13 protein-coding genes are annotated in these 14,965 nt (G+C 65.3%); 5 read left to right on the forward strand and 8 right to left on the reverse strand.

The features are described 5' to 3' along the window. Window positions 1-49: 49 nt before the first annotated feature. From AC6H0R_RS07370 to AC6H0R_RS07405, 8 genes are all read right to left on the reverse strand, one after another. Window positions 50-928, reverse strand: a complete 879-nt coding sequence (locus tag AC6H0R_RS07370) for a DUF6999 family protein (RefSeq protein WP_497580708.1) — start codon at window positions 926-928, stop codon at window positions 50-52. Next, a complete protein-coding gene (locus AC6H0R_RS07375) occupies window positions 925-2,808 on the reverse strand; it encodes an iron-containing redox enzyme family protein (RefSeq protein ID WP_497580709.1) in 1,884 nt (627 codons plus the stop codon). Before AC6H0R_RS07375 ends, AC6H0R_RS07370 begins: the two co-directional genes overlap by 4 nt. Then, window positions 2,792-3,715: a fatty acid desaturase gene (locus tag AC6H0R_RS07380; protein WP_497580710.1), complete on the reverse strand. Its 924-nt coding sequence runs from the start codon at window positions 3,713-3,715 to the stop codon at window positions 2,792-2,794. The genes AC6H0R_RS07375 and AC6H0R_RS07380 overlap by 17 nt, the downstream gene beginning before the upstream one ends. Then, complete coding sequence (locus tag AC6H0R_RS07385) at window positions 3,690-4,469, reverse strand: sterol desaturase family protein (RefSeq protein WP_497580711.1); 780 nt, start codon at window positions 4,467-4,469, stop codon at window positions 3,690-3,692. The genes AC6H0R_RS07380 and AC6H0R_RS07385 overlap by 26 nt, the downstream gene beginning before the upstream one ends. A gap of 191 nt (window positions 4,470-4,660) precedes the next feature. After that, on the reverse strand, window positions 4,661-6,649 hold the full coding sequence (locus AC6H0R_RS07390; RefSeq protein ID WP_497580712.1) for an autotransporter domain-containing protein: 1,989 nt from the start codon (window positions 6,647-6,649) through the stop codon (window positions 4,661-4,663). Between the two features lie 335 nt (window positions 6,650-6,984). Beyond that, entirely contained in the window at window positions 6,985-7,677 is a 693-nt protein-coding gene (locus tag AC6H0R_RS07395) for a DsbA family oxidoreductase (protein WP_497580713.1), read from the reverse strand. A 134-nt stretch (window positions 7,678-7,811) separates the two neighbouring features. Further along, complete coding sequence (locus tag AC6H0R_RS07400) at window positions 7,812-8,825, reverse strand: patatin-like phospholipase family protein (protein ID WP_497580714.1); 1,014 nt, start codon at window positions 8,823-8,825, stop codon at window positions 7,812-7,814. A gap of 94 nt (window positions 8,826-8,919) precedes the next feature. Continuing rightward, window positions 8,920-10,419 carry an AMP nucleosidase gene (locus AC6H0R_RS07405; protein ID WP_497580715.1) on the reverse strand — a complete coding sequence of 500 codons (1,500 nt, stop codon included), beginning with the start codon at window positions 10,417-10,419 and terminating at the stop codon, window positions 8,920-8,922. 202 nt (window positions 10,420-10,621) lie between these two features. Between AC6H0R_RS07405 and AC6H0R_RS07410 the strand changes: the two genes are divergently transcribed. The 5 genes from AC6H0R_RS07410 to cynS are packed head-to-tail and all read left to right on the forward strand — an operon-like array spanning window position 10,622 to window position 14,963. Then, window positions 10,622-11,305 carry a DJ-1/PfpI family protein gene (locus AC6H0R_RS07410; RefSeq protein WP_497580716.1) on the forward strand — a complete coding sequence of 228 codons (684 nt, stop codon included), beginning with the start codon at window positions 10,622-10,624 and terminating at the stop codon, window positions 11,303-11,305. A gap of 33 nt (window positions 11,306-11,338) precedes the next feature. Next, window positions 11,339-12,703 carry a CmpA/NrtA family ABC transporter substrate-binding protein gene (locus tag AC6H0R_RS07415; RefSeq protein ID WP_497580717.1) on the forward strand — a complete coding sequence of 455 codons (1,365 nt, stop codon included), beginning with the start codon at window positions 11,339-11,341 and terminating at the stop codon, window positions 12,701-12,703. Window positions 12,704-12,706: 3 nt separating this feature from the next. After that, window positions 12,707-13,546 carry a nitrate ABC transporter permease gene (gene ntrB, locus AC6H0R_RS07420; RefSeq protein WP_497580718.1) on the forward strand — a complete coding sequence of 280 codons (840 nt, stop codon included), beginning with the start codon at window positions 12,707-12,709 and terminating at the stop codon, window positions 13,544-13,546. Window positions 13,547-13,550: 4 nt separating this feature from the next. Beyond that, window positions 13,551-14,456: an ABC transporter ATP-binding protein gene (locus AC6H0R_RS07425; RefSeq protein ID WP_497580719.1), complete on the forward strand. Its 906-nt coding sequence runs from the start codon at window positions 13,551-13,553 to the stop codon at window positions 14,454-14,456. A gap of 27 nt (window positions 14,457-14,483) precedes the next feature. Continuing rightward, window positions 14,484-14,963 carry a cyanase gene (gene cynS / locus AC6H0R_RS07430; RefSeq protein WP_497580720.1) on the forward strand — a complete coding sequence of 160 codons (480 nt, stop codon included), beginning with the start codon at window positions 14,484-14,486 and terminating at the stop codon, window positions 14,961-14,963. Window positions 14,964-14,965: the final 2 nt, after the last annotated feature.

Raw genomic sequence — 14,965 nt, forward strand, 5'->3', positions numbered from 1 at the left:
TGTTAGCGAAAAGTTTGAGAGCGTTGAAATACACCGGCCCAACCGTGGGTCAGGCGCTGGCAGCCTGTTCGGCTTTGGCTTGCGTCAGCAGCGCGTGCAGCATCTCGGTGGACAGGCCGTGCAGCACCAGCCGGTAGCCGGCGCGCAGCGTGCTCATCGGCACCAGCGGGTGCTTGTTGTTGAGCAGGATCAGGTGTTCGGGTCGGCCCAGCAGCGTGGCGGCGTAGATGCCGATGGTCTCGTCGAGCTGCAGCGAGTTGGTGGCGCGCCAGAAGTCGTTGTCGGTGAGGAAGAACTGATAGATCGGCGTGAAGCATTCGATGGCGGTCTGCAGGTCGATCAGGTTGAAGCGCCCGCGGGGCATGTCTTCGAGGCGCACGGCGGGTGGTTCGATCATGCCGAAGTCGGGGTGCTCAGCGAGCCCCAGCGTGATGTTCTGGTCACGCAGGCCCTGGTTGAGGCGGATGACGAAATTGAACAGGTTGAGGTCGTGCTTGAGGAAGAGCTCGTCTTCCAGCTCGTCGATGGTGACGGGGGTGAGCGGCGAGGTTTCCACCGGCACCGGAGCATTGCGCCCGATGAACTCGAGAATCTGCGAGCCAAGCGCGAAATGCCGCAGGATCAGCCAGTTGGCCTCCGGCGAGACGAAGCGCTTGAGCCCTTGGGCAAGCAGGCGGTGGAGCAGGCGCGAAGCGGCCCAGTTGCGCGGCATCACGATCTTGACGATCTGGATCAGGATGATGAAGGCGCGTGCCAGTGGGCGCACGAAGGGCAGCAGGTACTGACGTGAGCGCGAGCTGGAATCCCTCAGCCAGGCGGCCTTTACGTCGTCGGGCAGCGGCGTGCTGCGGTCCAGATACAGCGCATGCCAGGGATTGGGGTCGAGCGGGTCGTGTTCGGCGGGCAGGAAGTCGGGCAGGGGGCTCATGCGTCTTCGTCCAGGATGTGGCGGAACTGCATCAGGTATAGCCGTGCGGTGTGCGTGGCGGTATCCAGAATACTGCGGGCGGCGGCCGGGTCGACCAGCAGCGCGAGTTCGACGGCCTGCAGCCAGCGCTGCAGATGGTGCAGATCGTTCTCGCCGTGATACTCCAGAAAGCGGAAGGCCGACGGCGGCAGCGCGACCTGTTTGCGCAGCAGCGGCAGCAGCGCCGGAACGATGCGCTGGCCGGTGCCTTCGATGATGTAGATCGCGCCGAGCAGGCCGATGGGGTTGGGCGTGGCGGCCAGCGCGTGCAGATAGGCGTTGAGCGCTTCGCCGCCGGGGTTGCGGCGCAGCGCGTCGAGTTCTGCCGTGCCGCCGGCTGCGCGGTAATCCTCGTACAGGATGCGGAAATCGAACTGCTCTTCGCCGGCATGGGTCTCGACCAGGTCACCGAGCGCGGCGAAGGTGCCGTCCATCGACGCCACCGCTTCGCGCATCCACTTGCTGCCCTCGCGCACCTGCGGCACCCATTGGGCCGTCCAGTTGCGGTAGTCGGCGACATCGAAGCGCCCTGACACCAGCTTGTGCACCACCGGCGTGCGCCACACCTCGGAGCGGTAGTCGTGCCAGATGCCGGCCAGCCGCGTCAGTAACTGACGCAGGTGTTCGGGCGCGCCGGCCGGGTCATGTGGCGGTGCGGGCAGCTCGTCAGCGATTTCTGCACGTGCCCTGCGTGGGGCCGCGACCATCGGAGGCGTATCCGCGGCCTCTACCTCGAACAGCATGTAGGCCGCGCTGATGCGCCCCGATTCGGGGACGAAGCAGAAGATCTTCTCGCCTGGCCGCAGTTCGTGCGTGTCCAGAAATTCGGCCAGCATGATGTAGATCGACGCAGCGCCGGTGTTGCCGCGCGTGGCAAGGTTGCTGTACCAGCGCTCGCGCGGAATCGTCAGCCCGGCCTTGTCGAGCAGGTCTTCGACCACCGGGATGAAGCGCGCCGACGAGTAATGGCACAGGAAGTGATCGATGTCCGCCGAATCCACCCAGCCCTCACGCACCAGTCCGACGTACTCGTGGATCGACACGTCGAACAGATGCGGCAGCAGCCGGATGTCCTGGCGCAGCGACAGGGCACCATCGGCCTCGGCCTCGCTGGCCGACGCGAAATCCAGGTACGAGCGTCTGCGGTCGGCTGACAGGCCGAGCTGCATGCACACCGGGTAGTCGCCGGCAAAGCTCTTCTGGTGCACCCAGTTCAATTTCAGGCGCAGCCCGTTGCGCCCGCTCGGTGTGCGCGTGAGCAGCAGCGCACCGGCCCCGTCGGACAGCATCCAGCGCAGGAAGTGGGCGTCAAAGTCGGCGTCGTAGCCGCGCGGCGCGAAGCGGCTCTTCTTGAAGATGCGCGACGGCATTTCGGCTGCGGCGGCGATGGCATGCCGATGCTCGCCCAGCTCGATGGCCTGCGCGGCGTGCTTGATGGCCAGCACGCCAGCCGCGCATACGCCCTGACTGGACAGCGTCTCCATCGGCGGCGCGCCGAGCTCGCCGTGAATCATGCTGGCAAAGCCAGGCATGATCGCGTCGCCCCCGCTGGAACCGACCGACAGCAGTCCCGCGTCGCCCAGCGCGAAATCGGCACGTGCCGCGCAGTCGCGGATGGCCGCCGCGGCCAGCGCGGCATGCGACATCGTGGTGTTGCCGTTGGCGTCCAGCGCGTAATGCCGCTGCGTGATGCCGTTCTCGGCCAGGATGCGCGCCTTGAGGCGGCCCGACAGACGGTTGAGCGGCGCAATGCAGGCGTCCATGCCGGCGTTGTCGATGGCCGGGCCGGGCAAGTGATAGCCGGCGGACTCTACATAGACGTGGTCAAAGCGGGTGGGCATCCGGAGGGCTCCCTGAGGATGAGGTGTCGGGTGGTGCGTGCCGTGCCGTGGCGGATTCGGCTATCAGGCTGCGGCCGCGCCAGCGTTCGGAAAACAGGCCGAGCACGAAGCTGCGGAACATGTAGGCGGCCAGCCCACCGGCGTTCAGGCGCGGGTCGACCTGCGGGCGGTAGCGTGCGTGCAGTGCCGGCAGTTCGCTCCAGTGCGCACGCGGGTGCTCGTGGTGGGCGGTGTGCAGGCCGATGTTGAACAGCAAGGGGTTCACCCAGCCTTCGAAATTGCGCGCGTAGTTGAAGCGCGACCGGCCGTCGGCATGCGCGTGCTGCAGGTAGTTGGTGGCGAGCAGCCAGTGCAGGCCGTGCAGTTGCGGCAGCAGTACCAGCAGCAGCCATTTCTCGGTGTCGATCATGGCCAGGGTCGCCCACAGCAGCGCCACGGCGGCGTATTGCAGTAGGGCGTGTCGCCATACGGCACTGCCGCGCTGCTTGTGCAGCCAGCGCAGGAACAGCGGGTAGAGCACGGTCGCGGCCTGAAAGGGGTGCAGCAGATAGCCCCACAGGTGGTTGGTGTCGCCGCCGAAGCGGTAGGTGCGCGCCACGTCCAGCGGGCCGTGCTTGTAGCGGTGGTGGTTGGCGACATGCGCCGGGTAAAACACGAAGGTGGGGTGGCCCTGCAGCATGCTCAGCCACAGGTCGGTGGCGCGGTTGAGATGCCTGTTGCGCCACATCCGGCGGTGCGCGTGATTGTGGTGGATTACGCCGGTGCCGAGCGTCAGGAACAGCGTAGCAGCGTACAGCGGCAGCGAGATGCCGTACTGCCACTGCCAGGCCACCAGCACCGGCAGCAACAGCAGATACGCCAGGCTCTGCAGGTCGCGCCGGTTATGCAGCATGCCGTTTCGCTTCACGTGCGAGGTCGAGCGCGATGCGCTCTTTGGCAGCGTCGGGCGGCAGCGCGGTGCCGCACAGGCGGTCCATGAACGGGAACATGAAGCTGTAGTTGCCGTGAAAACAGGCGTGATGCAGGTGATGCCGGCGTGCGCCGTTGAGCCACCAGCGGTCGCGGTCGAAATCCGGCAGGAAGTCGTAGTTGGAGTGGCCGACGGAGTTGAAGGTGAGGCTGAAGATCGGCAGTGCCAGCAGCGCGGCGAAGCTGAAATCGTGTACCAGCATCGGCAGGATCAGGACGTTGCCGAGCATCGCCGCCTCGACCGGGTGGAAGCTGTAAGTGGCCCACGGCGTGGTCACCACCGAGCGGTGGTGCGGCAGATGGAAGCGGCGCAACCAGCGCGTGTGCAGCAGCCAGTGGTTGGCGTAGAAGTGCACTTCGTTCCACACCACCAGTACCAGCATCTCGATGGCGATCTGCCACCACGACGGATCGACCGCGAGCCTCGCCCAGCCCAATTGCAGCAAGCCCCACGGCAACACCAGCCCGGCGCCGAACAGCAGCACGGAGGAGGCTGATTGGAGCAGCTCGCGTCGCAGCTGCCCTGGCGCGAGCGGGCGCGGATCAAGCAGCCTGCCGTAGCCGATGGCTGGCAGCAGATGCCGCGTGAGCACCGTGGTCAGCGTGCCGAAGAAAAGATAGATGCCGCCGAAGAACAGCCACCCCGCGAGGATGATTTCGTACCAGCGCGATTCGAGCACGAAGGCTTGCATGGTCGTGGGCGGCGAGCATGTCGATGGGATGGGAAGTGTATGCGATGGCGGCTGGGCGGGCCATACGTCGCGGCGTCTGAAGCACCTCGCGCATGCGCAAATTGCAGCCGAAGCTGCCCATTTCCGCATGTGCGCCATTCAGCCTTGGGCGAATTCAAGCGGGGACCGTTGCGCGTCGGCCGTCCCCGTGATCAGAACGCCCGCTGCCAGCCCACGGCAATCCATGAACTGGCTGCTTCGCCCTTGGTCGTCGCATTCAGCATGACCGATGCCGTGCCACCAGCCAGCGCGCCGTCCACGCCCACGCCGGCGCGCAGCCAGTTGCGGTCATTCTCTACGCCGTCCAGATCGAAGCCGAACAAACCGACCACTTCGCCGGAGGTGCGCGCGCCCTTGCGCTGCGAGCGGTGCGCGGCTTCCAGTGTGCCGTGCAGTTTCCAGCCGTTGGTGAGCGGGTGTGCTGCGTTGAGGCCGACACGCAGTTCGGTAGTCTTGTCGGTGCGCTGGTCGAAGCGGACCGGGAAGCCGCCGCCGGTTTCGGTGTATCCGTCCAGTTGTGCCTTGCCGTGGCTCAGGTCGATGTAGGGCGTCAGGTCGGTCGAACCCGCACGCCACACGTCGAGCCAGTCCAGCCGGGCACGCAGGCTCCAGCTGTCGAGATCGGTCTTGCCGCGCGAGGTGTCGGGCATGCCCGCATTGAGATAGCCGCGGCGCAGATCGGCTTTGCCCCAGTTGGCATAGCCACCCAGGGTGGCCCACAAGGTGCCACCGAGCGGGATCAGTGCTTCGGCCAGGACATACGTACCGTAGGTCCTGGCCTCGCCGCCCAGCGTCTGGTTCTGCCGCGCCCAGGTCTGGCCGATCGAGACGTTGAGTTGTGCAGATCCGAAATTGCGACCGAAACCGACTTCAGCCAGCCCGATGGTGCCGCTGCGTCCGCCGTGGTCGTCGCGCCCCCAGTCGCCCGCCAGCCAGAAGGCATTGCGGCCGGGCTCGACCAGGCGCATCAGCGGCCGGCTGTGGGCGCCATGGATGGCGGTGCCGGCGGACGTCAAGGCCATGTTTGCGGAGCTCCCGCTGAAAGCCAGGCTTTGCTGTACGTCTTCGAGTGCGATGAGGCCGCTGCCGCTGTCACCGTCCTCGTCGGCAGCCGCCACGCGGGCGATGAAGCTGCCGTTGTTTGAAAGTCGTCCGACGACCACGCTGCCGTCGCTGTTCGTGGCGGTCGCGCTGAAGGTGAGATCGCTCGCAACGCTGACGTCGTTGGCCTGCAGCCAGTCTTCGACCGTCTGCATGCCGTCTGCCTGCGTCCAGCGGACGGCACGAGAGAGCTGGTACGGATCGTTCGGGTCGTCTGCGCTCCCCACCACCACCTTGCCGTCTGAGGAGGTGCCATACGCGAACGACTCGTCGCCGCCCAAAGTGCCGAGGCTGACCATGCCGCTGTCTTCGGTCCAGCGGAATGCCTGAAACGTGGTACTGCCAGCGGTGGCGGAGTATCCGACGACTACGGTGCCGTCAGCCGATGTGGCGCTGCTGCGGGAGGCAGTGCCGCCCAGCAGCGTACCCAGATCGGCCATCCCGCCCCCGCTTGTCCAGCGGAATGCCCGGAACTGGTTGTCCGCGTTCTGGGCGCGCCCGACGATGGTCGCGCCGTCTGCAGATGCGCCCGACGCGTAGGAGGCCGTGCCGCCCAGTGTGCCCAGCTCGGTCATGCCGTCCTCACTGGTCCAGCGGAAAGCGCGCCATGCAGCGTTGCCCGTCGTTTCGGCCTCGCCGACCACGACTGCGCCATCCGCAGAAATGCCTCGTGCGACTGCCCCCGCACCACCTAGGGTCCCGAGGTCGACCGTGCCCGCGTCAGCAGTCCATCGAAAGGCGCGCTTGCTCTTGCTGCCCCTCGTCTCTGCTTCCCCAACGATTACGTTGCCGTCTCCGGAAACCCCGTAGGCATAGATTTTTGAGCCTCCGCCGAGCGCCTCGATACTCAAATTGCCCGTAGCGCTGGTCCTACGGTACGAGCTGACCCCCCTGTAGCCGCCGTCCGCCGAGATCCAGCCGATGACAACCGAGCCGTCTGCCGACACGCCGGTGGCGCTGCTCGCATATCCGCCGAGCTTGCCCAGGTCCTCAATGCCGTTCTCGACTTGCGCCAGAACCGTCAGTGGCACAAACAGCATGGGTATCGTAAGGGCGTGGCGCAGTGCCGTAGCAATGCCGCTGGGTTTCAGGGCAGGTCCAGCACAGGGGGTAGCGGTCATCGCGGATGCATTCTCGGTTGGGTATGGGCATCCGGCTTGTTCTGTTCGTTAGGCTGGACCGACTGGATAGTCTCATGTGTCCGGAAGGGGCTCTGAAGACTGGCTTCAATTTCGGCAACTTTCTCTTGAGCGGCACGCTTGTGTTGTCTCCCAGCCACGAACCGGAGCGTTCGTGAACGGGAATGGTCTGAAGGCAGCCAAAAGGAATGGCAGCGCAAGCTGCCATTTCTTTGAAAGCGTCAGATGTGATGTGCTCAGGCGTGTTGCAGGAGCACCGCTTCGGGCCGCTGCCGGCAGGCGGAATTCGGGTCACTACCGAAGGCGGTGTCATCCGGCTCGTCGCCCTGCATGGCTGCGATCTGTTCGCGCAGCGTGTCGAGTGCTTGTGCGCCGGTAATCAGGCGCTGGCGGCCGGAGGCCGAGCGCAGGCGCATGGCGGGGACGCCGCGGATGCCGAGCCGCTCTGCTTCGCGTCGGTCGGCCTGCACCGCTGCGGTGAAGTCGCCGTTCTGCAGCGCGAACTTGAGGCGGGCGGCGTTCAGGCCGATGGCGCGTCCGATGCTGGTCAGCACGCTGATCTTGCCGATGTCGCGGCCGTGCTCGAAGAAGGCCTGGAACAGCGACAGGCGCATCTTGTCGCCCAGTCCGTGCTCGCGTGCGAACAGCTCGGCCTCGAAGGCCAGGCGGCTGCGCGGTTGCACCGGCGGCAGGCGCAGGCGCATGCCGCGCTCTTCGGCCATGGGGTAGACGTGATCCTGCCAGGCCTCGCGCAGGTAGTTGCCGCGCGGATCAAGGGTGGGGGCCGGCTCGGGGCGCAGTTCGAAGGCGCGCCAGCGGATCTCAAGCTCACCGCCGAATTCGGCGCGCAGGGCGTCGAGCACGGGGGCTTCGAGATAGCAGAAGGGGCAGACGAAGTCGCTCCAGACGTCGAGGGTAATTCTGGGCATGATGCGGCAGGCGTTGTGCGCCCGCGGGTTGTGGATCGGCGGTGGGTGGAGGGCATTATCGCCGATTTGGTTCCCCTGAATCACGCGAAGCTTACAAAAAACTTACAAGACGAAATCCGGTGCGGATGGGCTGCTCAGATGAACATCTCGCGGATGTCGGAGCTGGAACGTTTTCCGAAGTTGTCGCGATGCCGGTCCAGCCACTCGGTCGCCATCTCGCGACCACGGTCACGCAGCATGCGCAGCAGCGGCGGGTTGGGCAGCAGGCGTGTTTCCGCCGCGAGGTCGCCGGTGTGCGCATCGGACTCGAGGACATGGAAGCGGGTGTGTTGCAGCCGCCGTTCGAGGCGCCCGGACAGCAGCGAGCGCGCCGAGCCGGCGCGGGCGTAGCGGCGCATCTCGCGCAGGAATGTGGCGTTGAAGGCCAGTTCCAGCGTGCGGTTGCGGATGTCCTCGGCGCTGTGCGGCGTGGTCGCATGCAGCAAGGGGGCGAGCAGCACCAGCAGGATGTCGCGGGATTCGCACTCGTAGAGCAGCGGGAAGACCGCCGGATTGGCCGAGAAGCCGCCGTCCCAGTAGGGCTCGCCGTCGATTTCGATGGCGCGTGAGATGGTCGGCAGGCAAGCCGAGGCGAGCACGGTGTCGGCACTCAGTTCATGCGTTTCGAACAGGCGCAGCTTGCCGCTGTTGGCGTGGGTGGCGGCGACAAAGAGCTTGAGCGGGGACTGCGCGCGCAGCCGCTCGAAGTCGATCTGCGAGCTGAGCAGGTCACGCAGCGGATTGATATCGAAGGGGTTCATCTGCGCTGGCGAGAAATAGCGCGACCAGTGCAGCAGCATGCGGGTGGCCGGTGCAACGCGTCCCGCGTCGCTCTGGCCGCCGGAGGGAAACCCCGGCGGAGACTTGCTGCCGACACCTTCCCAGAACGTGTTAAGGGCCGCACGGGCGCCCTCGCGACCGTCTTCGAGCAGCCCGTGGGCGAGCACGACGGCGTTGATGGCGCCTGCGCTGGTGCCGCTGATGCCTTCGAAGTCAATCCGCTCGTCTTCGAGCAGTGCGTCCAGTACGCCCCAGGTGAAAGCGCCGTGGGCGCCCCCGCCCTGCAGGGCCAGACTGATGCGCGGATTCTTCGGGGAAGTCAATCGCATGTGCCACCTTATGCTGCTATGCAACATTCGTTCAGGCTAGCACTGTATTAGAGTTAAGTGAAATTATTCAATTGTTACGTTGCGGTGCAAAAATCTACTGGAAGGCGACCTCGGCAAAGCTCCTGAGCTTGCGGCTGTGCAGGCGGTCGATGCCCTGTTCGCGCAGCAGCTCGATGGTGCGCAGGCCGATGCGCAGGTGCTGGTCGACGCGCTGGCGGTAGAAGGTGTCGGCCATGCCGGGCAGCTTGATCTCGCCGTGCAGCGGTTTGTCACTGACGCACAGCAAGGTGCCGTAGGGCACGCGGAAGCGGAAGCCGTTGGCGGCGACGGTGGCGGATTCCATGTCCAGCGCCACGGCGCGGCTCTGGCTGAAGCGGCGCTCCGGCGCGGACGCGTTGCCGTGCGAAGGCAGCAGCTCCCAGTTGCGGTTGTCGGTGCTGGCGACGGTGCCGGTGCGCATGATGCGTTTGAGTTCGTAGCCGGAGAGCCTGGTCACTTCGGCCACGGCGGCCTCCAGCGCCAGCTGGATCTCGGCCAGCGGCGGAATCGGCACCCACGGCGGCAGCTCTTCGTCGAGCACGTGGTCTTCGCGCACATAGCCGTGGGCCAGCACGTAGTCGCCCAGCTGCTGCGTGGTGCGCAGGCCGGCGCAGTGGCCGAGCATGATCCAGGCGTGCGGGCGCAGCACCGCGATGTGGTCGGAAATGGTCTTGGCGTTGGACGGGCCTACGCCGATGTTGACCATGGTGATGCCGGCGCTGTCGCCGCGCGTCAGATGGTAGGCCGGCATCTGGGGCATGCGCGGGGGCGGGGCGCCGCGCTCGTCGCCAGGCTGGGCGGGCAGCCCGGCGCGGCGGGTGATGACGTTGCCGGGTTGCACGAAGGCTTCGTAGCCATGCGCGCCGGTTTCGTCCGCCATCAGTTCGTGACCGAGCGCGATGAACTGGTCGATGTAGAACTGGTAGTTGGTGAACAGCACGAAGTTCTGGAAATGCTCGGGGTCGCTGCCCGCGTAATGGCGCAGGCGCTGCAGCGAGTAATCCACGCGCGGCGCGGTGAACAGCGCCAGCGGCTGCGGATGGCCCGGCGGCGGTTCATAGGTGCCGTTGGCAATGCCGTCGTCCATTGCGGCCAGATCGGGCAGGTCGAAGAGGTCGCGCAGGCGGCGGCGCCGTTCGGCATCGAGCCGGCCCTCGAAGTGGTCCATGCCGGCCAGCGCAAAGTGGATCGGAATCGGCTGCGTGCTGGTGCCGATCTCGATGTCCACCTTGTGATTCTCGATCAACAACTGGAACTGTTCGCGGTAGTAGTTGGCGAAGAGGTCCGGCCGCGTGAGCGTGGTTTCGAAGGTGCCGTGACCCGCCACAAAGCCATAGGCCAGGCGCGAATCCGGCCGCGCAACGGTGTCGACCCGCACGCGGGCAAACGGGTAGCAGGCGCGCAGGCGCCGGTCGAAGTTTTCGCCCGCCACGAAAAGACGCAGCGATTCACGCAGCCATTCCGTGCTGGCGGCGTAGATCTCCTGCACGCGCGTCAGCGCGGCGTCGGGGTCGTCGAAACGGGCGGGGGCAATGTAGGGCGGTTCGGTGTGCATGGCGGCGGATCGTGTATGTGATGCGGTCATCTTACCTGTGTGATCCGGCACGCTGGCGCGCTTGGTCTGCGCTGCGAAAGGCGTCGGTTATGCCGTTCGGTGTAGTGCCAGCACTACACGACAATCACTACACGCGCGATACCGGCCCCCGGCCCCGATGCGGATGATGCAAGGCGTCAACCAAGCCGCATGGGGCGCCGCAATGAAGAAAGCCGGATTCCGACTCGGGGTGTATGTCTTCAAGGACGCCGAGGTCGTCGACTACGCCGCGCCCTGCGGTGTGTTCTCGGTGGCTCGCAGGCTCGATCCCGAGCTGGACGTGTTCCTGATTGCCGAGAGCATGCGGCCGGTGCAGACCCAGGCCGGTTTCACGGTCATTCCCAACTATTCCTTCGCCGACAAGCCGGCGATGGACGCCTTCCTGATCCCCGGCGGCTTCGGTACGCGTCAGGAAATGCACAACACCAACCTGCATGACTTCGTGCGCGCGCTGCCCGAGCACTGCCTGATCACCAGCGTGTGCACCGGCTCCTGGATCTACGGCGCGATGGGTCTGCTCGACGGCCTGCCCGCCACCAACCGCAAGGAGCCGGACCGGCTCGAAGCCTCGCACATGGGCAAGACCCCGATTGACCGCCTGGCCGAGATCGCACCGGCTTGCCGCATCAGCCGGGCGCGGGTCGTGGACGCTGGCCGCATCGTCACCGGCGGCGGCATCTGCTCAGGCATGGAGATGGGTTTTCACCTGCTGCGCCGTGCCGGATACGACGACGTCTTCATTCACGACGTGGCGCGAATCATGGAATACCACCGCGCCTACGAGCTGTACGAACACGACATCGAATACGCGACGCCGCCAACGTCGGCGCGTCTTGCGTCCGCCTGAAACATCCGCCTGAAACCAACGAAGGAGTCAGCCATGTCCGCCTACCGCAATCCGTTTGACCCGAATGTCCGCCTGCAGCGCGGCGGCTGCAGCTGCGGCCGCCACAACAGCCAGTCCGAGCACGACCACGCTGTCGCCATCGAGGCGCGCGAGATGCAGGAGCGCGTGGTCGAAACCGCCGTGATGCAGGCGCTGTTCCCGCAGGACGAATTGCGTCGCAAGTTCCTGCGTGCGGTGGGTAGCGGTACGGCGCTGGCGGCGGTTTCCAGCATCTTCCCGATGGCCATGGCCAAGGAGGCTTTTGCGTCCGCCGGCGGTCCGCTGGAGAAGAAGAAGCTGTCGGTCGGCTTCATTCCCATCACCTGCGCCACGCCCATCATCATGGCCCACCCGCTCGGCTACTACGCCAAGTACGGCCTGGACGTGGAAGTGGTCAAGACCGCCGGCTGGGCGGTGGTGCGCGACAAGGCGCTGGCCAAGGAATACGACGCGGCCCACATGCTCTCGCCGATGCCGTTGGCGATCTCGATGGGCGTGGGCTCCAACGCCATTCCCTACACCATGCCGGCCGTCGAGAACATCAACGGTCAGGCCATCACATTGTCGATGGCGCACAAGGACAAGCGCGACCCGAAGGACTGGAAGGGTTTCCGCTTTGCCGTGCCGTTCGACTATTCGATGCACAACTACCTGCTGCGCTACTACCTCGCCGAGCACGGCATCGACCCGGACAAGGATGTATCCATCCGCTCCGTCCCGCCGCCGGAAATGGTGGCCAACCTGCGCGCCGGCAACATCGACGGCTTCCTCGCGCCGGACCCGGTCAACCAGCGTGCGGTGTATGACGGCGTGGGCTTCATCCATTTGCTGTCGAAAGAGATCTGGGACGGTCATCCGTGCTGCGCGTTTGCTGCCAGCAAGAAGTTCGTCACCGAAATGCCCAACACCTATCAGGCGCTGCTCAAAGCCATCATCGACGCCACCGCCTACGCCCGCAAGGCAGAGAACCGCAAGGAAATCGCCGCTGCGATTGCGCCGACCAACTACCTCAACCAGCCGGTGACGGTGGTCGAGCAGGTGCTCACCGGTACCTACGCCGATGGCCTGGGCAACGTCATCAAGGACCCCAACCGCATCGACTTCGACCCCTTCCCGTACGAGTCCTTCGCGGTGTGGATCCTCACGCAGATGAAGCGCTGGGGCCAGATCAAGGGCGACGTCGACTACGCCAAGGTCGCCAAGGAAGTCTTCCTCGCCACCGACGCCACCAAGCTGATGAAGGAAGTCGGCATGGAAGCGCCGGCTTCTACCTCCAAGCTGTTCTCGGTGATGGGTAAGCCCTTCGACCCGAGCAAGCCGAAGGAATACGTGGATTCCTTCGCCATCAAGAGGAGCTGAGCAATGAAAGCCCGTCCCTGGCTCGCGCCATTTCTGTCGGTGGTGTTTCTCAGCATCTTCCTCGGCCTGTGGCATCTGGCCACGATGAAGACGGCCGGCGAAGTGATTGTCGATCCCGAGTACGCCGCGCTGATCGGTGCGGCGGCGGCAACCGGTGGCCAGTCGGCCATGCCGGGGCCGGGCGATGTCGCGGCAAAGATGTGGGGTCACATCTCCGACCCGTTCTACGACAACGGCACCAACGACAAGGGCATCGGCATCCAGCTCGCGCATTCGGTCGCGCGGGTGGCCATCGGCTTTGGGCTGGCGGCGTTGCTGGCCGTGCCGCTGGGCTTTGTCATCGGCATGTCGCCGCTGGTGTACAAGGCGCTCGATCCCTTCATCCAGATCCTCAAGCCGATCTCGCCGTTGGCCTGGATGCCGCTGGCGCTCTACACCATCAAGGATTCGGACATCTCGGCGATCTTCGTGATCTTCGTGTGTTCGCTGTGGCCGATGCTGATCAACACCGCCTTTGGCGTGGCCTCGGTGCGCAAGGACTGGGTCAACGTGGCCCGCACGCTGGAAGTGAGCCGCATGCGCACTGCCTTCCAGGTGATCCTGCCGGCCGCCGCGCCGACCATCATGACCGGCATGCGCATCTCGGTCGGCATTGCCTGGCTGGTCATCGTCGCGGCGGAAATGCTCGTCGGCGGCACCGGCATCGGCTACTTCGTGTGGAACGAGTGGAACAACCTCTCCATCGCCAACATCATCAGCGCCATTCTCTTCATCGGCCTGATCGGCATGTTGCTCGACCTCACGCTGGCGCGTCTGGCTCGCGCCGTTACGTACAGGGAGTAAGCATATGAGCCAAGCATTTCTCAAGGTTGAAGGTCTCGCCAAGCAGTTTCCCGGCGTGACCGTGTTCGAGAACATCCACTTCGGCATCGAAAAGGGCGAGTTCGCCTGCATCATCGGCCACTCGGGCTGCGGCAAGACCACCATCCTCAACGTGCTGGCTGGCCTCGATCAGGCCAGCGACGGCGTGGTCATCATGGACGGCAAGGAGATTTCCGGCCCGTCACTCGACCGCGGCGTGGTGTTCCAGGGCCATGCCCTGCTGCCGTGGCTCTCCACGCTGAAGAACGTCGAGTTCGGCGTGCGTTCGCGCTGGCCGGGCTGGAGTGCCAAGCAGGTCACTGAGCACAGCACCAAGTACCTCGAAATGGTCGGTCTCGGTGGCGCCCTGCACAAGAAGCCGGCCGAGCTTTCCGGCGGTATGAAGCAGCGTGTGGGCATCGCGCGGGCCTTTGCCATCCAGCCCAAGATGCTGCTGCTCGACGAGCCCTTCGGTGCGCTCGATGCGCTCACGCGCGGGACCATCCAGGACGAGCTGCTCTCCATCGTGCAGGCCACTAAGCAGACGGTGTTCATGATCACGCACGACGTCGACGAGGCCATCCTGCTCGCCGACAAGATCCTGCTGATGAGCAACGGCCCGTTCGCACGCATCGCTGAAGTGGTCGAAGTCACGATGCCGCGGGACCGCTCGCGCAGCACCATGCACCACGACCCGCAGTACTACCGCATCCGCAACCACCTCGTCGATTTCCTGGTGAATCGTTCCAAGGACTACGCCGGCGACGCACTGGTTGCCCACGACCCGAAGAACCCGCCCGTCGTGCGTCCCGGCCTCGACCAGAGCGCCGAAGTCGTCGAACTGCCCACCCATTTTTCCCGCGCACCGGCCGAAAAAGCCCGCGCAGTCTGACCCACTGACCCCGCAAGGAGAACCATCATGAACCTGAGCGACATCCCCACCAGCACCAAGTACATGACCCGCAACGACGTCACCGAAATGGTCGTCGCCCAACGCATCCAGAAGAAGCTGACCTGGGCCGAAATCGCCGAGGCCATCGGCCAGTCCAAGGAATGGACCACCGCCGCCCTGCTCGGCCAGATGCAGATGAGCGAAGAGCAGGCCAAGAAGGCGGCCGAGATCCTCGACCTGCCGGACGCCGCCGTCGCGCTGCTGTGCGTCGTGCCCTACAAGGGCTCGCTGCCCACCGCCGTGCCGACCGACCCGCTGATCTACCGCTTCTACGAGCTGGTCAGCGTGTACGGCACGACCTTCAAGGAGCTGATCCACGAAGAATTCGGCGACGGCATCATGTCCGCCATCGACTTCAAGATGGATCTGTCGCGTCTGCCTGATCCCAACGGTGATCGCGTGCAGATCGTGATGTCGGGCAAGTACCTGGCCTACAAGCAGTACTGATT

It is taken from the genome of Pseudazoarcus sp. NS36, from assembly GCF_059703705.1.